16 protein-coding genes are annotated in these 21488 nt (G+C 58.3%); 6 read left to right on the top strand and 10 right to left on the bottom strand.

What is annotated here, in order from left to right; translation table 11 throughout:
* Positions 1-194: 194 nt before the first annotated feature.
* The 4 genes from corA to BN874_RS05505 form a co-directional block, all read right to left on the bottom strand.
* The gene (corA, locus tag BN874_RS05520) at positions 195-1157 is read right to left on the bottom strand and encodes a magnesium/cobalt transporter CorA (protein WP_034431408.1); all 963 of its coding nucleotides are present in this window, start codon (positions 1155-1157) and stop codon (positions 195-197) included.
* Positions 1158-1227: 70 nt separating this feature from the next.
* On the bottom strand, positions 1228-2460 hold the full coding sequence (gene ispG / locus BN874_RS05515) for a flavodoxin-dependent (E)-4-hydroxy-3-methylbut-2-enyl-diphosphate synthase (RefSeq protein WP_420886110.1): 1233 nt from the start codon (positions 2458-2460) through the stop codon (positions 1228-1230).
* Between the two features lie 174 nt (positions 2461-2634).
* The gene (locus BN874_RS05510) at positions 2635-3180 is read right to left on the bottom strand and encodes a hydrolase (RefSeq protein WP_034431407.1); all 546 of its coding nucleotides are present in this window, start codon (positions 3178-3180) and stop codon (positions 2635-2637) included.
* A 19-nt stretch (positions 3181-3199) separates the two neighbouring features.
* The gene (locus tag BN874_RS05505; RefSeq protein ID WP_051497467.1) at positions 3200-5194 is read right to left on the bottom strand and encodes a bifunctional DedA family/phosphatase PAP2 family protein; all 1995 of its coding nucleotides are present in this window, start codon (positions 5192-5194) and stop codon (positions 3200-3202) included.
* Positions 5195-5479: 285 nt separating this feature from the next.
* Between BN874_RS05505 and BN874_RS22225 the strand changes: the two genes are divergently transcribed.
* Genes BN874_RS22225 through BN874_RS05490 form a run of 3 tightly spaced genes read left to right on the top strand, consistent with a single transcriptional unit; the run spans position 5480 to position 10193 of the window.
* A complete protein-coding gene (locus BN874_RS22225) occupies positions 5480-7633 on the top strand; it encodes a sensor histidine kinase (protein WP_051497466.1) in 2154 nt (717 codons plus the stop codon).
* Complete coding sequence (locus BN874_RS05495; protein ID WP_034431406.1) at positions 7617-8063, top strand: response regulator; 447 nt, start codon at positions 7617-7619, stop codon at positions 8061-8063. Before BN874_RS22225 ends, BN874_RS05495 begins: the two co-directional genes overlap by 17 nt.
* A gap of 24 nt (positions 8064-8087) precedes the next feature.
* Positions 8088-10193: a putative bifunctional diguanylate cyclase/phosphodiesterase gene (locus tag BN874_RS05490; RefSeq protein WP_051497465.1), complete on the top strand. Its 2106-nt coding sequence runs from the start codon at positions 8088-8090 to the stop codon at positions 10191-10193.
* 61 nt (positions 10194-10254) lie between these two features.
* On the opposite strand, the gene BN874_RS05485 is transcribed toward BN874_RS05490, so the two are convergent.
* On the bottom strand, positions 10255-11172 hold the full coding sequence (locus BN874_RS05485) for an AEC family transporter (RefSeq protein WP_034431405.1): 918 nt from the start codon (positions 11170-11172) through the stop codon (positions 10255-10257).
* Positions 11169-12338 carry an acetylornithine deacetylase gene (gene argE, locus BN874_RS05480; RefSeq protein WP_034431404.1) on the bottom strand — a complete coding sequence of 390 codons (1170 nt, stop codon included), beginning with the start codon at positions 12336-12338 and terminating at the stop codon, positions 11169-11171. Before argE ends, BN874_RS05485 begins: the two co-directional genes overlap by 4 nt.
* Before the next feature lie 155 nt (positions 12339-12493).
* Between argE and BN874_RS05475 the strand changes: the two genes are divergently transcribed.
* Both BN874_RS05475 and BN874_RS05470 read left to right on the top strand, forming a co-directional pair.
* Positions 12494-13621, top strand: a complete 1128-nt coding sequence (locus BN874_RS05475; protein ID WP_034431402.1) for a peptidase C39 family protein — start codon at positions 12494-12496, stop codon at positions 13619-13621.
* A gap of 38 nt (positions 13622-13659) precedes the next feature.
* Complete coding sequence (locus BN874_RS05470) at positions 13660-15141, top strand: RimK family ATP-grasp domain-containing protein (protein WP_034431401.1); 1482 nt, start codon at positions 13660-13662, stop codon at positions 15139-15141.
* A gap of 56 nt (positions 15142-15197) precedes the next feature.
* Here BN874_RS05470 and BN874_RS05465 read toward each other — a convergent pair whose 3' ends face one another.
* Entirely contained in the window at positions 15198-15527 is a 330-nt protein-coding gene (locus tag BN874_RS05465; RefSeq protein WP_034431400.1) for a high-potential iron-sulfur protein, read from the bottom strand.
* 260 nt (positions 15528-15787) lie between these two features.
* Positions 15788-16639, bottom strand: coding sequence for an AAA family ATPase (locus BN874_RS05460; protein WP_034431399.1), 852 nt, complete (start codon positions 16637-16639; stop codon positions 15788-15790).
* Positions 16640-16823: 184 nt separating this feature from the next.
* On the opposite strand from BN874_RS05460, the gene BN874_RS05455 reads away from it, so the two are divergent.
* The gene (locus BN874_RS05455) at positions 16824-19955 is read left to right on the top strand and encodes a mechanosensitive ion channel domain-containing protein (protein WP_081756168.1); all 3132 of its coding nucleotides are present in this window, start codon (positions 16824-16826) and stop codon (positions 19953-19955) included.
* A gap of 210 nt (positions 19956-20165) precedes the next feature.
* Here the strand turns inward: BN874_RS05455 and BN874_RS05450 are convergent, their stop codons facing one another.
* Positions 20166-21017 carry a hypothetical protein gene (locus BN874_RS05450; RefSeq protein WP_034431397.1) on the bottom strand — a complete coding sequence of 284 codons (852 nt, stop codon included), beginning with the start codon at positions 21015-21017 and terminating at the stop codon, positions 20166-20168.
* Positions 21018-21026: 9 nt separating this feature from the next.
* The coding region (locus tag BN874_RS24990; RefSeq protein ID WP_034431396.1) for a three-fingered domain-containing protein at positions 21027-21488 on the bottom strand (462 nt) is incomplete at its 5' end.

Genomic DNA, 21488 nt, shown 5'->3' with positions numbered 1-21488 from the left:
TTTCGCTTTCTGTTATTCCTGCGCACGCGGGAATCCAGTAACCCAATGAAAAAAATCAGAAACCTGCTTTCGCAGGCATGACAAATGTAAAGTGTGTGGCGAAAACCCTGAAGGGTTTAGCGAAAGTTCTGCTCAGCGATGAAAATCGGCAGTGCCCTTGATGCCGCCTTTGCCATTCGCAGCGGGAGTGTCCGCTACTTCAACCACCCTTTCTTGCGGAAAAACCAGAACGGCGCCGCGATTGAAGCGATCATCAGGCCGATGGAGAGTGGATACCCAAACTGCCATTTCAATTCAGGCATGAACTCGAAGTTCATACCGTAGATGCTGGCGATCAGGGTCGGCGGCAACAAGGCGACCGAGACCACCGAAAAAATCTTGATGACTTTGTTCTGGTTGATGTTAATGAAACCGACCGTCGCGTCCATCAGGAAGTTGATCTTGTCGAACAGAAACGAGGTGTGCCCATTCAGCGATTCGATGTCGCGCAGAATCAGGCGGGCGTCCTCGACTTCGTCGGTGGAAAGCCGCCGCCGCCGCATCAGGAACGAGATGGCGCGACGGGTATCCATCAGATTCCGGCGGATGCGCCCGTTCAGGTCCTCTTCACCGGCGATGCTGGCCAGCACCTCGGCGGCGGCTTCATCACTCAGATGGGCTTTGAGGGTACGGTTGCCGATTTGCTCCAGATTCGCGTAAATCCCCTCCAGCGCATCGGCTGAATACTCGACATCAGTGGCGTAGAGGTCCAGCAGCAAATCCCGACAGTCTTCCAGGTAGCCAGGCTGGTGACGGGCACGCATCCGCAGCAGGCGGAACGCCGGCAAATCTTCCTCGTGCAGGCTAAACAGGATGTCCTGTTTCAACACGAAGGCCACCGGCACGTTGCGGGATTCGTCTGCTTTGTCGAGCAGGAAATCGGAGCGGATTTGCAGGGCGCCAGTCACGTCCTCGAAACAGCGGGCGCTGGCTTCGATGTCGCCGAAATCGTCATCGTCCGGCAGGATCAACTTGAACAATTCCTTCGCCCAAAGTCGTTCGTCGTCGGTGGGATCGTCGAAATCAATCCAGATGGGTTGGGTACGTTCGAGATCAGCCTTGCTTTCAATCTGAATCTGTTTAAGGCGACCGCTTTGAAGCTCGAAGGCATTGATCATGGGATGTACACAATTAGCAAAATGGCGCGGAAAATAGTCGGAAACGGCAGTCGGGTAAAGGGAAATCGGATCACCGCGTTCCGTAGCGACGGATTACATAATCAGCCACGATCTGCTGGAATTCAGCGGCGATACTCTCGCCTTTCAGGGTCACCGTCTTCTCGCCGTCTACATAGACCGGTGCGACGGGAATTTCGCCGGTGCCGGGCAGACTGATACCGATATGAGCCTGCTTGCTCTCGCCGGGGCCGTTGACGACGCAGCCCATCACCGCAACTTTCAGTTCCTCCACGCCGGGATAGCGGTCGCGCCAGACCGGCATCTGGTCGCGCAGATAGGCCTGAATGTCCTGAGCCAGATGCTGGAAATAGTCACTGCTGGTGCGTCCGCAACCGGGACAGGCCACCACCGCCGGGGTGAACGAGCGTAAGCCCATCGCTTGCAGAATTTCCTGGGCAACGACGACTTCCTGGCTCCGGCTGCCGCCCGGTTCCGGGGTCAGCGAGATGCGAATCGTATCGCCGATCCCCTCCTGCAACAGCACCGCCAGCGCAGCAGTGGAAGCCACGATGCCTTTGCTGCCCATGCCCGCCTCGGTCAGCCCCAGATGCAACGGATAGTCGCAGCGCATCGCCAGCTTGCGGTAGACCGCGATTAAATCCTGCACTCCGCTCATCTTCACCGACAGAATGATCCGGTTGTGGCCCAGCCCGATGTCTTCAGCCCGTTGCGCGCTGTCCAGCGCCGACGCGATCATCGCCTCATGCATCACCGCAACGGCGGATTGCGGTTGCGGCAAGCGGGCATTTTCGTCCATCAGTCGCGCCGCCAGTTCCTGATCGAGGCTGCCCCAGTTGACCCCGATTCGCACTGGCTTATGGTAGCGGCAGGCAATCTCGACAATGGTGGCGAACTGCTCATCCTTCTTTTTACCGCGGCCGACGTTGCCCGGATTGATGCGGTACTTGTCAAGCGCCTCGGCGCAGGCCGGATATTTGCTGAGGAGACGGTGGCCGTTGAAATGAAAATCGCCGATCAGCGGGACGGTCACACCTTGCGCGGCGATCCGGTCGCGGATCAGCGGCACCGCAGCGGCGGCTTCCTCGTTATTCACGGTGATGCGCACCAGTTCCGAACCGGCCCGCGCCAGTTCTGCCACTTGAGCCGTAGTTGCCGTGACCTCAGCGGTATCAGTATTGGTCATGGATTGCACCACGATGGGCGCATTGCCGCCCACGGTGATCGAGCCGATCTGAACTCCGACACAGCAACGGCGCGGAAGGGGAGAATGAGCCATGGACATTAGGGCATTACCTGGGGGCGAGGATCATTAAAGAGGTATTTCTATCTGTATCAGGACGTTCGCCAAGCCCCTTAAATTCGTCATACCCGCGAAAGCGGGTATCCAATTTTTTCAGTGGCTTACTGGATTCCCGCTGACGCGGGAATGACGGAAAGCGAAAGTCCTGTATATATCTCAACGCAGAAACTCGCGGCTAATCTCGCGGAACATCTCAGTACCGGCCTGATGCAGCCACTCGAACGCCACCATTTCACGGCTGACGATCCGCACCCCTGCGGCACGCATCCGTTCCAGCGCCAATTCCACGTCGCGCGGCGTGCGCGAGGACACACCATCCGCGACCAGATACACTTCCTTACCGACCGCCCGCAAATCCAGCGCGGTTTGTAATACGCAGACGTGCGCCTCCACGCCGATTAAAACCATCTGGTCACGACCCAGTACATCAATCCGCCTCATGCAATTCTGTTCGGCAGCGCAGGAAAAGTGGGTTTTCTCCATGAAGGCGTCTACGGGCAACAGCTCGCGAATCGCCGCCACCGTGTGGCCTAAACCGCGTGGATACTGTTCCGATGCCAGTACCGGCACATTCAACCGCTGGGCGATTCCGATCAGCCAGGCACCGGTGGCGATGACTTGATCGGCCTGGTGAATCGCCGGCATCAGTCGCTCCTGCAAATCCACCACCAGCAGACAGGACGTTTCAGCTCTCATCAACATGGTTCTTTACTTCCTCATTTCAATCAGCAATCAGGGTAATCCGCTCATTGGGATTGGCACCCTTCACTACCTGGGTGCGTAGCCCTTGCCAGGCCGGTGCCAGTAAATCCGCCGGCGCACGGGTTTGGGGATCGTCTACCGCGAAGGTGAACAGCCGCATTTGCGGTTCCAGCTTCTGCTGGCTGACGCTACCCACCCAGATCGGCAGATTGCCTTCACGCAACCGGACTCCGATATCCCAGAAGCGCAGCACCCAGCGGGTTTGCGGATTGGCGCCGTAGTACACCAGGGTCAAATCATCCTCGCTGCCGTCGTGAACCTGAGGCAACACCGGCAACTCCCGCAATTCCACCTGTGGGCTTAGCCAGAGCAGGATACCTTTCAAGTCTGCCGCCGGCGCCGGTTGCCAGCCGGCCTCCCGCAGCCGTCGTTCCAGCTCATTCTGCGGACCGGCCCATTGCAGCACGAAATCCTGCCGCCGGTTACCCCGGAAATCCATCCGCTGTTGCGGCAATTGCTGCCAACCGTCCCGCCACCACTGCTCACGCGCCTGCATCTGATGGCTTAACTCTGGCCGATAACGCTGCATGTCCGCGCGAAAATCAAAGCTGACGTGCAACAGGTCGGTGACCAGGAGTACAACGACGCTATAGGCCAGCAATCCCCGCCACTGGATCGGCCCGGTTTCCGGGTGGCGGCTATAGGCTAAACCCAGCGCCGCAACCCAGATCAGGCCCAGACATAATCCCGCCAGCGTGTCGGTCAGCCAGTGTACGCCCAGATAGAGCCGGGCAAAGGCGATGGGCACAATCATGAACGCCGCTGCCAGATAGACGATCCAGCGCCGGGTCAATGGAATTTCACGGGCGATAAGCACTGCCAGAAAACCGAACACCAGGGTACTGAAGGTGGCGTGGCTGGACGGAAAGGAATAGCCCATGAGTCCCTGCGATACTTCGACCGGACTGGCGACCGGAAGCAGCCAGCGGAACAGCAGATTAGTCGCCATGCCGAAGCCCAGCGCCATCAGCCAGTGTCGGGCCGCCGCCGAGTTACGTCGCCAGACCAGCCAGCCGAATACCACCAGACTCAGCGGTAATATGACCTGATAGTCGCCCAGCTCGGCGGTGAACACCATCAGCGCATCGGCCCACGGATTGCGCAGTTCCTGGAAAAAGTGGTAGAGGCTTTGATCCAGGCCACTTGGCAACTGCTGACCGGCGGCGCTCAGGCTCAGGCTGGCCAGCACCACACCGCCCAGCAGCAACACCGCTACCGTCGCCAGTCCGCGCATCTCACCCTGAGTCGGATCCAGCAGCGAAGCGCTGATCGGACCGATGAAGCGCCGCCCCTGACTCCAGGCATAGAATCGTTGCAACCAGTTAGCGGCGTGGGCCTGAAACAGCCGCACCAGATGCTTCACCAGCCAGGTCGTTACCCACAGCACCACCACAATAATCAGAATCAGCACGGCCAGCCGCCCCGCCACCCGCGAGGCGATCTCCAGCGAAGCGCCTAACGCCATTCCCGGCAGAAGATGGGCCGGTGCCCATAAAATCGCCGAGATCACGTTGGCGATCATGAAAGTGCGCCAGCTCATGTCCATCATTCCAGCCACAGTGGGGATGGTGCCGCGCACTGGACCGAAGAAGCGCCCGAACACAACGCCCTTACCGCCGTGTTTGCGGAAGAAGTCCTCACTGCGGGTAATAATTTCGGGATGTTTAGTAAACGGCCAGACTCGGCGGATGCCCTGATGGAACACCCGGCCAATCCAGAAGCTAATCGCGTCGCCGACGATGGCGCCCAGCGCCGACCACCAATAGACCATCCAGAATTCCAGATGGCCCAAACCGATCAGCGCGCCCAGACTGAACATGATCATGGCACCGGGGACAATGACGCCGACAATGGTGAGCGATTCGGACAGAGCGGTGATGAAGATCACGGCGCTCATCCAGCCGGGATGGGCGGCGACCCACGCGAACAGAGCGGTAACGAATTCGGACTGCATGACGAGGCGGCTTGGTAGGAAAAGGGAACCGGTGCAGCGACTGGATTTACGCGCCGGGATTATGGTTGCGAACGGCCTCTTATGCCACAAGAATCGCTAACTTTACTATCCCGAACCCGGTTATTGAAAAAGCCGGTTGTATATCTACGGATCCTAGTGAAGAATTGTGGATATTACATTACTAACCAAGCCCCTAATCGAATCAACCATGAAGCAGACCTAAGGTAAAATAGGCATGAGTAAGTCTCCAGTTTCCCGCAAGATTGATGTATAGGGGGACAATTGATGCGGAAAAACGCTTTTCCCCGTTGGCTGGTGGCGGCTTTGGCGCTAGTGATGGGAGCCGTGCTGGCCGGTGGTGCTTGGTTCTACCGCAATCAAGAGCAGCATCTGCGACGGAGCGTCGAGGCCGAACTCCAAACCATCGCACAGTTAAAGACGGATCAGATTGTGGCATGGCGATCAGCACGGCTGGCGGATGCGTCCGTACTGATGGAAAGCCCGTTCTTTCTCGAAGGGGTGGCACAATTGATGGCGTTGCCCGACACCGCAAACACCCAACTCATATTGAGGCGATTCCGTTCGCTGCAAACGCACTACCATTATTCCGATGTGCTGTTGACAGACGCCGGCGGACAGGTGCGCTTGAGCCTCAGCGGCCATCCCGGCCCGCTCCATGCGGAAGTGGCGCAGGCCCTGGCTTTGGCGGTGCGCGAGCGGCGGCCGGTGCTGACTGATCTCCACCTTGGCACCGATGGACAACGACCTCATCTGAGCGTCGTTGCGCCGCTCTTTGCGCTCAACGGTGAAACCACTGAGCCGTTGGGCACGATCATTCTCCAGATGGACGCCCAGCAGTTTCTCTATCCTTTGCTCCAGTCTTGGCCTACATCCAGCCCTAGCGCCGAAACCCTGTTGGTGCGGCGGGACGGTGACGCGGTGCTGTACCTCAACGATCTGCGTCACCGAGAGAATGCGGCGCTCGCGCTGCGCATTTCCCTGAGCCAAAAAGAGCTGCCGGCAGTGCGGGCGGTGCTGGGCCAGGAGGGCGTGGTGCAAAATAAGGATTACCGAGGGGTTGATGTGGTGGTCGTCCTCAAAGCCATCCCGGATTCGCTCTGGTTCATGGTTGCCAAAGTGGATGCCGAGGAAATCTTTGCGGCCTGGCGCACCCGTTCTACGTTTATTCTGCTCTTGATCGGATTGCTGATGACCACCGTGGCTACCGCAGTGGGATGGACTTTGCAGGGCAATAACAAGGCTCATTATCAAGCCCTGGCGCGGGCGGCGGAGACCTTGCGCGCCAGTGATGAACGGTTCCAGGGTCTCTTTGAAAACGCGATCAACGGGGTAGCCGTCCACGAAATCGTACTGGGCCAACAGGGCGATCCAGTGGATTACCTCTTTCTGGCGGCTAATCCCGCGTTTGAAACCCATACCGGGCTGCGCGTCGCCGGCATCCTGGGAAAGCGTATTACCGAGGTGATTCCCGGGATCCGGGAGGCACCCTTTATCCAGATTTACGGCAGGGTGGCGCTCACCGGCCAGCCGATCCGCTTCGAGCAATTCTTCGCGCAGCTTGAGCGTCATTTCAGTATCAACGCTTTTCAGGTCAGTCACGGGCACTTTGCCACCGTATTTGAGGATATTACCGAGCGCAAGGTGGCCGAGGAAGCAATCCGCCAACTCAATGCAAATCTCGAACAGCGGGTGATTGACCGTACCGCCCAACTGGAAGCCTCTAATAAGGAATTGGAAGCATTTGCTTATTCCGTCTCCCATGATTTGCGTTCGCCGTTACGGGCTATTGATGGCTTTTCACGCATTATCCTGGAAGATTACGCTGATAAACTTGATGCTGAAGGCAACCGGCTACTGAATATAGTGTGTAGTAATGCCCAACAGATGGATCAGCTTATTACCGATTTGCTGACACTCTCGCGGGCGACCCGTACTGAAATGCAATGCGTTCCCATTGATATGACCGTGCTGGCGCAATCCATTTACCACGAGATTGCCGCATCCGAGGTGCAAGATCGCTTTGAGTTTTCTCTAACGCCTTTGCCCGCTACTTTAGGCGATCCGGTGTTGTTGCGGCAGGTGTGGCACAATCTGCTGGGTAATGCCATCAAATATACGACGCCCAGAGATGCCCCCCACATCGAGGTTAGCGGCTATCGGGAACCCAACAGGAACGTCTATATCGTCAAGGATAACGGAGTAGGTTTCAATCCCGCGTATACCCATAAGCTGTTCGGTGTCTTCCAGCGTCTGCACAAAGCGAAAGAATTTGCCGGCACCGGCATTGGTTTAGCCATCGTTCAGCGTATTGTTCATCGCCACGGTGGACAGGTATGGGCTGAAGGGAAGGTCAACGAAGGTGCAACCTTCTATTTTTCGTTACCGCTGAATGAGGTACTTGATGAACAACCACACTGAAGTCGAAATTCTGCTGGTTGAAGATAATCCCAATGATGCCGAACTGGCGTTGCGCGCCCTGAAAAAGAACCATCTTGCTAACCATCTCTTCCATGTCGCCGATGGTGAAGAGGCGCTGGATTTCCTTTTTGCCCGTGGCGCGTTCAGTCACCGCCAAATTGAAAACGGGCCGAAAGTGGTTATCCTGGATTTGAAACTGCCCAAGGTGGATGGACTGGAAGTCTTGCGGGCAATGAAAGCTGATCCCCGCACCAGTATTATCCCGGTCGTTGTTCTCACTTCATCAAAAGAAGAAAAAGACATCGTTGAGAGCTATCGGCTGGGAGTAAACAGCTATATTGTCAAGCCGGTGGATTTTGACAAGTTCATCATCGCGGTCAGAGACTTGGGCATGTATTGGCTGCTGCTTAATCAGCCGCCGACTTTATAAAATAAGAAACACCAGAGGATCGCTATGAATACCGATATTCCACTACGAATTTTGTTCGTGGAAGACGTTCCAGCGGATGCGGAACTGGCTGCACGAATATTGAGCAAAGAAGGATTAGCATTCACATCGATCCGGGTGGAAACCCAAGAGGAATTTCTCAACGCGCTGATCGAATACCGGCCTGACTTGATTCTTTCTGATTATTCTCTGCCGCAATTCGACGGGATGCGGGCTTTGCGGCTGGCACTGGCTCATAATGTTAATCTGCCTTTTATTATTGTAACCGGCTCGATCGACGAAGAAACAGCGGTAGATTGCATCAAAGCAGGGGCATGGGATTACGTTCTCAAGGAGCGGATGGCCCGGTTGCCTTTTGCGGCAAAAAGCGCGCTTGAACGCAGAAAGATACGGCTCAGTCAAGCTGAATCAGCAGTGATGCTGCGCGAGAGTGAAAGACGTTACCGGGAAATCTTCAACGCGACTAACGAAGCAATTTTTATCGATGATGCCGCCACGGGGCAGATGATCGATGTGAATGACGCGATGTTGCGGATGTACGGCTACTCCTCCAAACAGGAGGTGCTTGCTGGTTCCATTGGTGACCTGAGCGCTAACCGCCCCCCCTATTCCCAAGCCGAGGCGGAGCAACATCTACGGAGAACCCTGGAACAGGGACCGCAGACCTTTGAATGGCTGGCCCGAAAACGGAGCGGCGAAGAATTCTGGACGGAAGTTTCGTTGCGCGGCTCCGACATCGGCGGCAAGGGGCGCATCCTGGCGGTGGTGCGTGACATTACCGAGCGCAAGGCCGCAGAAACCGCAATTCACCACTTGGCCTATTTCGACGCCCTGACCGGATTACCCAACCGGCGGCTGTTCCGGGATCGGCTCAATCAAGCCTTAGCCGCCGCCCAGCGTAGCAACCGCTGGGGCGCGGTGCTGTTCGTGGACCTGGATCAATTCAAGCAGATCAACGACGCGCGCGGCCATGACGTGGGCGACCTCCTGCTCAAGCAGGTGAGCGAGCGCCTCAACCGCTGCCGGCGCGACGAAGACACCGTGGCCCGCCAGGGCGGCGATGAATTCGTAGTGCTGCTGGTTCATTTGGCCGCCACCCATTCCGCCGCCATCCGGCTGGCGACTCGGGTGGCGGAGAAAATCCGCGACGCGGCGAGTGTGCCTTTTCAAATTGGTGGCCTGGATTACCATATCGGCGTCAGCATTGGCATCACCGTCTTCCCCAAGGCCACAGAGAATGTAGACGATTTGCTCCGCGAGGCCGATACCGCCATGTACCGGGCCAAGGAAGCGGGTCGCAATACCGTGAGCTATTTTGAACCCGCCATGCAGGAAGCGGTGCAAGCCCGTTTCGCCCTGGAACACGATCTGCGTCAGGCCTTGGCGCGGAATGAGATGCGGCTCCTGCTGCAACCTCAGGTGGACGGCCAAGGCCGATTCGTCGGTGCCGAAGCGCTGGTGCGCTGGGAACGGCCGGGGCAGGGCTTGGTTTCACCGATGGTCTTCATCCCGGTGGCCGAGGAGTCCGGCATCATCCTTGCGCTGGGGCGATGGGTCCTCGAAGAAGCGTGCCGACTGCTCAAGCAACTGGACGCTGCCGGCCATATCTTGCGTTTGGCGGTCAACGTCAGCCCGCGCCAGTTCCGCCAACCCGATTTTGTCGCCTGTGTTTGCGAGGTGCTTCAAACGACCGGCGCTGATCCCACTCACCTGGTGCTGGAAGTCACCGAGGGTCTGGTGATCGAGAATATCCATGACACCATCGCCAAAATGATAGAACTCAACCGCTTGGGCATTCGTTTTTCCATTGATGATTTCGGCACCGGCTATTCCTCGCTGGCTTATCTCAAGCGGCTGCCACTGCACGAACTCAAGATTGACCGTACCTTCGTTCAGGATGCCCCCACCGATCCCAATGATGCCGCTCTGGTGGAAACGATCCTGGCGGTGGCCCGGCATTTGAACCTGTCGGTAGTGGCGGAAGGGGTGGAGACCAAAATTCAGCTTGATTTTCTCAAGCAGCGCGGCTGCGAGGTCTTTCAGGGCTATTTCTTCGACCGGCCCCTGCTGTGGCCGCATTTCCAGGAGAAGGCGTTCCTGCAAATGCGTTGAGCGGAGATCCCGTCAGCGAATCATCGTAGGGTAGGCGATGCCCACCCTCCCCAGATCAATCTCACATCACCCACAGCAGCACGGCTGGCAACGTTACCAGCGCCGCTGCAGTTTCCACCGTCACCATTGCCGCAATCAACGGCGCATCGCCGCCCAGTTGCCGCGCCAGAATGTAGGCGGTAGATGCCCCCGGCAGCGCCGCGAACGTCACCAGCACCGCCGTTTCCAGCGGTCCCGGTTGCACTATCCAGCATAAAGAGGCCACCAGCGCCGGTAACACCAGCAATTTCAGCGCGCTGGTCGTCGCCAATAATCCCGGTCGGCGCAAGCCCTCCAGCCGCAGTCCCGCCCCCACCGCCAGCAGCCCCAGCGGCAGCGCCGCCCGCGCCAGAATCTCCAGCACCGCCGCTGAACCCCACGGCAAGCCGATCCCGCTCAAGTTCAGGCCAATCCCGGTCAGACAGGCCAAAATCAGCGGGTTAGTGATCAAAGCTCGCGCCACACCGCCCACGGTGGCCGATCCGCCAGCGTGAGCGTTCAGCACCAGCACACACAGCACGTTGATCAGTGGAATCATGATCGCCATGACCAGCGCTGCCACCGTGCCGCCCTTGGCATGGAACACCGCCAGCGCTACCGCCAATCCGACATAAGTATTGAAGCGGATCGCGCCCTGATACACCGAACTGAACGCTGGCCCGTCCACTTTCAGCCACGGGCGCAGCGCGTAGGCCAGCGCCGTCATTCCCAGCAGTTGAGCAACGATGACAGCGGCCACTGGCCCGACCGCATACTCGCCCAACCGCGCCAACGCCAGCCGATGCACCAGCAACGCCGGGAACAGCAGGAAATAGGTGAAGCGCTCAACCGCCGGCCAGAAGCCCTCGCCGGGAAAACCCAGCCGCTGCAATCCCAGGCCCAGCAGAATCAGGGTGAAAATGGGACCCAGTGCGCCGAGAACCAGCGGGAGATTATTCATTGGGCGCGGTCATCCTGCACACAAAACCGCCCGATCAGCGATCGCAACAAATCCAGCATCGGATTAAGCGTCGCCAGTGCCAGGAACTCGTCCGGCTGATGGGCACATTCAACGCTGCCGGGGCCGAGAATCACCGTTTCCATCCCCAGCGCGTTCAGGTACGGCCCCTCAGTGCCAAAGCCTACTGCGCCCGCCGGCGCTCCGGTCAGTTCCTCAGTCGCCCGCACGATAGCCGCCGCCGCCGGCGTTTCCATCGCCTCAATGCCCTCGAACAGCGGCGTAAAGCTCAGCTTCAGTTCGCCGTCAACCAGCACCCGGCCCAACCGCTCATGCAAAGCCCCGCGCAATTCGGCCAGCGCCATTCCCGGCAGCGGGCGAATATCGATGTGCAACTCGCAGTCGGCGCAGATTCGATTGGGATTGTCGCCGCCGTGGATATGGCCCAGATTCAGCGTCGGCACCTCGACCGCAAACAGCGGATTGCGATAGCGCGCCTGCAATTCCGCCCGCCACTGCAAGAGTTCAGCAATGACCCGATGCATTCCCTCCAGCGCGTTTGCGCCCAAGGCCGGATCGCTGGAATGGCCGGAGCGGCCCTCGATCCGGATCGCTTCCATCAGGATGCCCTTGTGCATCCGTACTGGCTTCAACCCGGTTGGCTCGCCGATCAGGGCATGACGCCCCAGCGGTTGACCCGCCGCCGCCAGCGCCCGTGCGCCCTCCATACCGCTTTCCTCGTTCGCCGTCGCTAGAATCACCAGCGGTCGGCGCAAATCCCGCGCGGTGAAATCCCGCGCCGCCGCCAGCGCCAGCGCCAGAAACGCCTTCATATCAGTCGCACCCAGCCCGTAAATCCGCCCATCCGCAACGATCCCACCGAACGGATCGTAGTGCCAGCGGCCAGCATCGTAGGGCACGGTATCGGTATGCCCGGCCAACACCAGCCCGCCCGGCCCACTCCCTAGCGTCGCGATCAGATTAGCCTTGTCTGGACGATCCGGCAGCGGCTCGATCCGCACTGTGAAACCGGCCTGCTCCAGCCAACCAGCCAGCAGATCGATGACGGGGCGGTTACTCTGATCCCACTGCGGCGATGCGCTGCTCACCGACGGGATAGCGATTAGCTGACGGATGTGGTCCAACAGACGGAATTCGGAAGTGGGCATGATATTTTTCGCTGGCGATAACAAGGGGTGCTGCGTGATAATAGCAGCAGGCGTAACCCCGTTGCCCGTGCCTTTCCCCACCCTGAACCGTTTCGCCCCGCCGCCGTCCGTTCTGTACCCGAATCGTCTGCTGTTCTGGATCATACCCATCCGCTATGCCGCGTCACGCCACCCTGGACGATCTGCCGGCTCTGCTGGCGATTGAGAAGCGTTGTTTCAACACGGATCGGTTGTCCCGCCGCAGCTTCCGCCATCTGCTCACCCAAGGTCACGCGGCCACCCTGGTGGCTGAAAACACCGGCCAGATTCAAGGCTATGTGCTGTTGCTATTCTCTCACCGCACCTCCATGGCTCGGCTCTACTCCATCGCCGTTCATCCCGACCATGCCCGGCGCCGTGTCGGTGACTGCCTGCTGGAAACCGCCGAGACCGTCGCTCTGGAGCGTGACTGTGTGTCGATGCGGCTGGAAGTCCGCCGCGATAACCCGGCTTCACTGAACCTGTTCCGCCGCCACGGCTATCGCCAGTTCAAGGAAGTGCCCGATTACTATGAAGATCACATGGCGGCGCTGCGCTTCGAGAAGCGGCTGGTTCCGCATCTGGAAGCGGATCGGGTCAAGGTGCCCTACTACCGGCAAACCCTCGACTTCACCTGTGGCCCGGCGGCGCTGATGATGGCGATGAAGGCGCTGGACCCGACGCTCGACCTGAACCGCAATCTGGAACTGCGGCTTTGGCGCGAGGCCACCACCATCTTTATGACCTCCGGCCACGGTGGCTGCGGTCCCTATGGACTGGCACTGTCGGCGCATCATCGCGGCTTTGACCTGGAGATTCACGTCAATGAAAACGGAGTGTTTCTGGTGGATTCGGTGCGCAGCCCGGAGAAAAAGGAAGTGATGCGGCTGGTGCAGGAGGACTGGATTGAGGAGTTGCGACATTTGCCAGTCGCGCTGCATCACGGCAGTCTGGGGGTGGACGAGCTGCGGCAGAAGTTCGAGTCCGGCGGTATCGCGCTGGTGCTGATCAGCTCCTATCGCATCTATGGCGAGCGCTTCCCCCACTGGGTGGTGGTCACCGGTTTCGACGACCATTACATCTACGTTCACGATCCGCTGGTCAACACAGAGGACGGCGAAACCGTCGCCGATTCGGTCAATATGCCGATCCCGCATCGAGAGTTCCAACGCATGGCCCGCTACGGCAAGGCCGGACAGAAAGCCGTACTCATTCTCTATCGTTCCAACCGCCGGCCTGAATCGGCGGCGCCATCACTGTCGTAACCTTATGCTCACGGTGTCAGGAGCACCGATTCAAACCGATGGCCGATCATATTATTTTGGTGGAGAACCCCACCGACTGGAAAGCGAACTTCCCCAACCTGCCCGTGGTCGCCGCCAAGGACTACTTGAGCAAACCCGAATACTCTTCCACCGGCCGCAGCCTGCGGGTGCTGAACCTGTGTCGCAGCTACCGCTATTTGAGCGTGGGCTATTACTGCTCGCTGCTGGCTGAGGCCCGTCGCCACCGGGTCATCCCCAGTGTGCGCACCCTCAACGATCTCAGCCGCAAATCCATCTACAGCCTGGACATCGAAGATCTGGACGACCACGTTCAGCAGGTATTGGGCAAGCCCCGTCCGGGTTTCACCGCCACCGCTTTCGAGCTGGACATCTGCTTCGGCCAGTGCGCTGCCAAGGAATTGCAGGATCTGGCGCGGCAGTTGTTCGATGCCTTTCGCTCGCCGCTGCTACGGGTGGAATTCCGCTTGCAGGGCAAATGGCGGATTGCCACCATTAAGGCGCTACATCTGCAATCACTGTCACCGGATCAGGAAGAGATGTTCCTGGGTGCATTGTCCGGCTATCTCAACCGGCGCTGGCGCCAACCTCGGGCGCGTAACAACTACCGCTACGATTTGGCGATCCTGCACAATCCCAAGGAGGCGATGCCGCCCTCCAATCCCAAGGCGTTGCAGCAATTCATCAAGATCGGGCGTGAGTGTGGGGTTAATGTCGAACTGATCGAGAAAAAGGACTACGGTCGGCTGGCCGAATTCGACGCGCTGTTTATCCGCGAAACCACCGGCATTGACCACTACACCTACCAGTTCGCCAAAAAAGCCGAGAGCGAAGGCATGGTAGTGATTGACGATCCCGATTCCATCCTCAAGTGCACCAACAAGGTGTATCTGGACGAATTGCTGCGCACCCACCGTATTCGCACCCCCAAGACCGTTATCGTTCGCCGCGACAATCTGGATCGGGTGGACAGCGAGATTCCCTATCCGATTGTGCTGAAAATTCCCGATGGTTCATTCTCACGCGGCGTGTTCAAGGTCAATGATCGCGCCGAATTGCTGGACAGCGCCGGCAAGTTGTTCAAGTCCTCTGATCTGGTGCTGGCGCAGGAGTTTCTCTACACCGAGTTCGATTGGCGGGTGGGGATTCTCAACAAGACCCCGTTGTTCGTCTGCCAATACTTCATGTCCAAGGAACACTGGCAGATTTACAACCATGAACCGGGACAGGAGCGCGGGGTCCGGGCGGGTGATTCCAAAACCTTCCGGGTCGAGGACGCACCGGAAATCGTAGTCAAAACCGCACTCAAGGCCGCCGGGCTGATCGGCAATGGTTTCTACGGAGTGGACCTGAAGCAGACCGCCAAGGGCATCGTGGTGATCGAGATCAACGACAATCCCAATATTGATCACGGCATTGAGGACGCGATACTCAAGGATGAGTTGTACCGCACCTTGATCGAGGATTTCGTCTGGCGGCTGGAACGCAAGCGGGGGAAATAAGTGCTTAGCGAATAGCGGAAAAATCAGCTTCGCTATTCGCCATTTGCTTAAAAGGCTCAGGCTACCTTCTTGGCCCAAGCGGTACACCAGCCGTTGGCGGTTACCAGCTTGCCCTGGAACAGAACACAGGGGCCGCTGGCTTCTCCCGCCTTGCCTGAATAGAAGTTGCAGTTGCTACACAGCGCGGTGGCATCCTTGCGCTTGTCGGCCTTGGTGGCATCGGCCTTGTAGCCCAGCGCGGTGGCCTGCGGATCAGTCTCGCTGATCACATCCGCCGCCTCGACGATCCCGCTCAGTAGCGTGTTGGCGAACGGCGCAACGGCCAGACCGATGGCGGTCAGTTTAATGAAACGACGGCGGCTATTCTCAGGAACAGGTGTAGTCACGATAGCTCTCTCAGCGTTTTTGTAAGGAGTGGGAACCCGTGCGAGGTTCAGTTTGCGCGGGGGCTAAACGATAGCACGGGGCATAGCGGAATAGCCCGAATTTGGATCCTGACCGCCACTAAAATTCGCTGCTTGGCTCGGAGGCAGCGCATGGCAACCGAGGATCTGGCGGAACCGTTGCCGCTTGCACCCGTTACAACGGCAACTCGCGCCTCATGGCAGCCCACCCGTCGGCACGGGGAATGGATGATTTTCGATCGCTATTCTTTCCGTTTCCGGTTCATGAACAGCAACCGCTCGAACAAATGCACGTCCTGCTCATTTTTCAGCAGGGCACCGTACAGCGGCGGAATCAGTTTGCGCTGGTCGCCGCGCAAAGCTTCGGGCGGAATATCCTCAGCCACCAATAACTTGATCCAATCCAGCAATTCCGAAGTGGAGGGGCGTTTTTTTAATCCCGGCACCTCACGAATCTCAAAAAAAGCTTCCAGCGCCTCACTCAACAGCCGCTTCTTCAAATCGGGGTAATGCACGCGCACGATCTGCTCCATCGTCTCCTTGTCGGGGAAGCGAATGTAATGAAAAAAGCAGCGGCGTAGAAAAGCATCCGGCAATTCCTTCTCATTGTTACTGGTGATGATAATGATCGGGCGCTGTTTGGCCTTGATCACCTGCCGGGTCTCGTAAACGAAAAACTCCATTCGGTCAAGTTCGTGCAGCAGGTCATTGGGAAACTCAATGTCGGCCTTGTCAATCTCATCAATCAGCAACACCGGCTGGATCGCGCTGGTAAAAGCCTCCCACAGCTTGCCTTGGACAATGTAGTTGCCGATGTCATGCACCCGCGCATCGCCCAGTTGTGAATCACGCAGCCGCGACACTGCGTCGTACTCGTACAAACCCTGCTGCGCTTTAATGGTGGATTTGATGTGCCACTGGATGAAGGGGCGGTTGAGAGCGCTGGCGACTTCCTCCGCTAATTGGGTCTTGCCAGTGCCGGGTTCACCCTTCACCAACAAGGGACGACCTAAAACTACAGCGGCGTTCACTGCCATCATCAGGTCGTCGGTGGCGACATAGCGGTCGGTGCCGCGAAAACGGGTGTCAGACATAGGGACATACTCTCCTGCGGCGTGGTAGCAGTGTGGTTTCGGGTCAATTGTTGGCTAACCAGGCAGTGGGCGCAAGCACGGGCCGTCAGAACACCGCAGCGTGCGTTTCCAGTGATCCGCACCGTCAGACTGATAGAATGGCTCAGTTCCTGTCCTTGACCACGCTCGCCCAGCCGACTGCCCTATGATGCCCCAATCCTTTCGATTACGCCGGTGGTTGATCCCGTCTGGTGTCCTCGCTCTCCTGCTGTTGCTGTTTTCAAGTGGGCCGGTAGCTCACGCCCAAACCCCGCAGACCACGCCGGTAGTGGCGCCAAGCGATCCCACCAAGGTCGCTGATCAGCAATCCGACCGACGGCAGACGCTGCTGCAAGATCAGCAGACCATTGCAACCACCCGACGGGACCTGGAAAGCCAAATCGCCGATCTGCCTTGGCAACTGGAAGCCTTGCGAGTCGATCAGGTTGACGAGGCGATGGTGGAACAGACCCAGGTGGATTTGAAATCAGCCCGCCTGCGCCAGGAAAGCGCTCTGACCGAGCTGGACAACGCTGATCGGCGGGTGAATGAGCTACAGAAAACAATCAGTGACCTGGAAACCCGCGAGCAATTATTGAAAAATCCAGCCAAGAATGCGGCGGTGGGTGCGGTTGACCGTGCAGCGCAACTGGATCAAACCCGTCAACTGTTGGCTCAACAACGCACCGAACTGGAGCTGGAAACCCTCAACCTGGTTAATTTGCATACTCAAGTTGAGGTCGCCAAGCTAAGACTGAATCTGGCAGAACAGTGGCAAACGCGAGTGGAACGAATTGACCGCCAGCGGCAGGAACAAACCCGCCAGGATGCTCAAACCGATCTGGTCAGCCGTCTGCAAAACGAGCTGAAGGTGCAGCAGGATCGGGCCAATCTCCTCAAGCAGCGACTCGCTCAGGAACGTGGCACCTTGTCGGTTGCAGCCTGGAAGCGGCTGGATACGGAACTCCAAACGGTCGAAGAACGGATCAATCTAATCAACCTGGATCGTCATCTGGCCGAAACCAGCACGACTCTGGCGCGACTCCAGGAACTGCTTCAGAAAGCCGACACCGATCCCGATTTGTTGCGGCTGGCGCTGAAAACCGTTAGCGAGCTAGGCAACGACGTGCGTCGCGACGCGGAGTTGTTGCAACAGAAAAGCACTCTGTATGAACAACAGCGCCAAGTGATCGAGAAGCGAGAGAATCTGAGCGGGGTCAACCGGCGCCTGCGCGATGAAGAATTGCAACTGGTGGGGCAACTATTGACCGCGTTGAACCAGCGTACCAGCCAAGCTCAAGAGCAGATTGAACAAGTCAGCACCGTGACGACCAACCTGAATCGTTACTACGGGGAGCGGCTCCATCAGGATTTGTTTACCCGCAAACCGTATCCTGATACGGCTGAGGCCTGGCAACAACTCTGGCAAGGTCTGTACACCGTACCGCGAGTGCTTTGGTATCAGGTACGCCTCAGCGTTGAGTCCGCCATTAAGGCCATGCTGGTTGCCGATGCGCTGCGCTGGCTGGGGCTGGTCGCGTTGGAGAGTGCTTTGCTCTGGTTGCTAGTGGCGACACGGCGAGCCTTGCAGCGGGCGTGGCTACGCTTCGGCGGGCGCACTGCCGACCGCAGTAGCTTTCTGCGGGCACTGACCGCCAATGCACTGCTGCTGGCACAGATGAACCTGATCGGTGTGGGAGCGACGAGCGCGGTGATGGTGCTACTGTGGCTGGTTCAGGCTCCCCAGCCGGGGCTGAGTATTCTGCTGACGCTGAGCGGGCTATGGGTTGGGATCAAGCTGCCCATCAGTTTGGCCTGGCTGATCCTGGCCTCACCGCATCTGCCGTATGAACAACGGCAACCGTCGCTTTACCGGCAACTGTTCTGGACACTGATCAGTGGCGGATTGCTGGTCGCGCTGGTGATTCTGGCGCACCTGAGCGACTTGCCCGATACCGTGGTCATGGCGTTTGATCGCCTGTTTATGCTGTATTGGTTCTGGGCTTTCGTGCCGGTGCTGCGTATCCGTCGCCTGGTCATGGAACGGCTCAGCACACTGTATGAGGACCGCTTCTGGTTCCTGATTCTGCGATTTTTCAGCTTGTCGTTGCCGTTGTCATTGCTGGGCGCGGCGGTGCTGGGTCTGCTGGGTTATCTGCGGCTGGCCTGGATGATCGCCGGCTACCTGCTGATCTTCATCGCGGTGCTGGTGGGCTGGCTCTTGATCCGCAGTCTGCTGAACGATCTGGCGGTGGCGCTAAAAAATTACGCGGTCGCCCACTCCGGCTATGGCCTGCTGTGGACTCAGGACATCATTACCCCCCTGCACCGGATTCTGAATCTGTTGCTGTTCGTCGGCGCGTGGGTGGTGCTGTTCCGGGCTTACGGCTGGACCGACCAATCCGCAGTACTCGCCTCGATCTGGAGTTTCCTGGAACAACCGTTGCTGACAATTGGCAGCGCCGCGATCACGCTATGGGGAATTGTCACTACCCTGATCATCCTGCTGGTGGTGATCTGGCTGGGCCAGTGGGGCCGGGCGATCACCTACCGCTGGGTGTTCTCGCAGATCAGCGATCTGGGAGTGCGCCATAGCCTGTCGGTTTTCACTCAATACACGGTGGTGTTGAGCGGGCTGTTGATCATCCTGCGGGTTATCGGCCTTGATCTCACCACTCTGGCGGTGTTCGCCGGCGCGGTAGGAGTAGGCATTGGGCTAGGGATGCAGAGCCTGGCTAATAATTTTGTCAGCGGACTGCTGTTGCTGGTCGAACGTCCGCTGCGCAGCGGCGACCTCGTTCGGATCGGTGAATACGAAGGCGAAGTGGTCAGCATCGGCATGCGCTCACTGACGGTGAGGAACTTTGATAACCAGTCGGTAATTATTCCCAACGCCGAGGTGATCGGCAACGCCTTCACCAATTGGACGCATCATGACCGGGTGTTGCGAACCTTATTGGTTATCGGTATCAGCTACGACGCTGACCCACGCACCGCGCAGACCCTTTTGGAGCAAGTGCTGGCCGACCATGATGGAATATTAACTGATCCCGCTCCACAGGTACTGTTTTGGGAATTTGCGGATTCCGCAATGCAGTTTCGAGTTTACTACCACGTTGATATTAGCCGAATCTCTGGTCTCAAAGTGCGAGATCAGGTCATGTTGGCGATTTGGGAGCGATTCCGGGAAGCGGGCATCAGTATTCCGTTTCCGCAACGTGATCTGCATATTAAGGGAGGCTCGGTTTTTGACATCCTCCCTGCCCTAAAGGATGCGGATTCCTCTCAAGTCGATTAATGTTGCAACGACTTTGCAAAAATAGAGCATTAATGGCAGAGGCTGTTTGAGAATAAAAATTGAGCCACTGAGTTGCTGTACAGCCTCTAAATGTGGATATGACAGCAATCATAATGGGGAGTCGGATTAAAATCGGCTAGAAGCGAGTCCCACGCCAAATGATTAAACTGAAAACCGGGTATGCGGAATGACGCCTCAACGGCTTGGCGTTCATTTAATCACTAAGTGGGATTTGCCTTCCTGGTCATTAAAGATCCAGACCTCCGCCCCTTGGCGCAGCACGATGCGGTAATGCCGATGCCCATTGGGTATCCAGAGGATTTCGATCCGGCCCGCCGCATCACGCGCATTCCAGTATTTGGCCGGCCATTCAACTGCATCTTTGGGAAAACCTTCAAGCCCGGAGAGCTGTTCGGGCAAAAAGCCACTCTTGCTACGGTGTTGCTCCGCCGCCTTGGCGAGGCTCTGCAAGACGCCTGCTGCACCTTCCAGGGGTTGTTCGGGCCACCAAAACACGAGGCCGACCGCCAGCAGCAGCAGCGCTATCGCCCAGCCAGCGCGGGCGAACCAGGGCGAGGCGGCGATGTTCGTTCTGCTGGCCTTGGGTTCGTCCGATTCCAGATTGACGGGACGGTCGCGCAGAACCTGGCCGAGTTCGGCGGACCCGGTGCATCGGGGTACGGGGGCGGTGCGTGGCGGTGCTTCGACGGTAACCGGGCCGCTGCGGACTTCCCTCAGCACTTGATCCAGTGATTGCGCCGTTTTGGGTGGTGCCGCAGCAGACTCGCGCCGGGTCGCCGGAGGTTTGTCGGCCGCTGCGGGCGACAACCGGAGCAGCTCTTGAAGCGATGCACCGGGAGGGGCGGCTACCGGACGCGCCTCGCGCTCGTTCCGTGACCCCACTACCGATGAACCCTCCCGCAGCACCGCCCGCAAATCGCTCGGCGCACTGGCCTTGGCCGGACGTGCGGCGCGTGAGGGATGGGCGGCGGGGGAAACAGCGGTTGTATCCCGCAGCAGTTGGCGGAGTTCGTCATCCGGTGGATCGGCTGGCTTGCTCATGGCCGGGCCTTACATCTCTCTCCACAACGCATCTTCTGGCGGTCGCAACGATCCACCGGACTGGTTGCAGTTCGCCTTTTCACAGGTGAAGGTGCATTTGAAATCTACGTGCTGTTCGACATCGATACGCTCTCGGCACTTGTCGTCGTCCGAGGTCCCGTGGTACCACTCCATATAGGTATCATCCGCGAAATTTCCACATCGCCGAGTGACGTTCTTGGTACCGTCCTGGTGGTTCTCCACGATGGTGACGCAAAAATTATTCGGGTAAGTGCAGGTCGCTTGCACCGTCACCAGCTCGCACAAATCCGGGGGGGCATTCGGATCGCAGACATGGCATTGCAGGTCCTGTTTTGCGGCATCACCTGGGCGGATGGCGGTGCCGCCGGGTGGGGCACCGCCCGCTGCTGTAGGTGAGATCGGAAGAGCACACGTCTGAACTCCAGTCACGCCAATATCTCGTATGCCGTC

It is taken from the genome of Candidatus Contendobacter odensis Run_B_J11 (assembly GCF_000531125.1).
GTDB lineage: Bacteria > Pseudomonadota > Gammaproteobacteria > Competibacterales > Competibacteraceae > Contendibacter > Contendibacter odensensis.
The sequence above is the reverse complement of the archived record's forward strand: the minus strand, read 5'-3'. Positions and strand labels throughout refer to the sequence as shown.

Excerpts from the sequence above, each read along its gene's own strand:
- BN874_RS05485 (WP_034431405.1), bottom strand. The coding sequence starts at position 11,172 with ATGAATAATCTCCCGCTGGTTCTCGGCGCACTGGGTCCCATTTTCACC.
- argE (WP_034431404.1), bottom strand. The coding sequence starts at position 12,338 with ATGCCCACTTCCGAATTCCGTCTGTTGGACCACATCCGTCAGCTAATC.
- BN874_RS22225 (WP_051497466.1), top strand. The coding sequence starts at position 5,480 with ATGCGGAAAAACGCTTTTCCCCGTTGGCTGGTGGCGGCTTTGGCGCTA.
- BN874_RS05495 (WP_034431406.1), top strand. The coding sequence starts at position 7,617 with ATGAACAACCACACTGAAGTCGAAATTCTGCTGGTTGAAGATAATCCC.
- BN874_RS05475 (WP_034431402.1), top strand. The coding sequence starts at position 12,494 with ATGCCGCGTCACGCCACCCTGGACGATCTGCCGGCTCTGCTGGCGATT.
- BN874_RS05450 (WP_034431397.1), bottom strand. The coding sequence starts at position 21,017 with ATGAGCAAGCCAGCCGATCCACCGGATGACGAACTCCGCCAACTGCTG.
- BN874_RS05460 (WP_034431399.1), bottom strand. The coding sequence starts at position 16,639 with ATGTCTGACACCCGTTTTCGCGGCACCGACCGCTATGTCGCCACCGAC.
- BN874_RS05455 (WP_081756168.1), top strand. The coding sequence starts at position 16,824 with ATGATGCCCCAATCCTTTCGATTACGCCGGTGGTTGATCCCGTCTGGT.
- BN874_RS05490 (WP_051497465.1), top strand. The coding sequence starts at position 8,088 with ATGAATACCGATATTCCACTACGAATTTTGTTCGTGGAAGACGTTCCA.
- BN874_RS05505 (WP_051497467.1), bottom strand. The coding sequence starts at position 5,194 with ATGCAGTCCGAATTCGTTACCGCTCTGTTCGCGTGGGTCGCCGCCCAT.
- ispG (WP_420886110.1), bottom strand. The coding sequence starts at position 2,460 with ATGTCCATGGCTCATTCTCCCCTTCCGCGCCGTTGCTGTGTCGGAGTT.
- BN874_RS05470 (WP_034431401.1), top strand. The coding sequence starts at position 13,660 with ATGGCCGATCATATTATTTTGGTGGAGAACCCCACCGACTGGAAAGCG.
- BN874_RS05510 (WP_034431407.1), bottom strand. The coding sequence starts at position 3,180 with ATGTTGATGAGAGCTGAAACGTCCTGTCTGCTGGTGGTGGATTTGCAG.
- corA (WP_034431408.1), bottom strand. The coding sequence starts at position 1,157 with ATGATCAATGCCTTCGAGCTTCAAAGCGGTCGCCTTAAACAGATTCAG.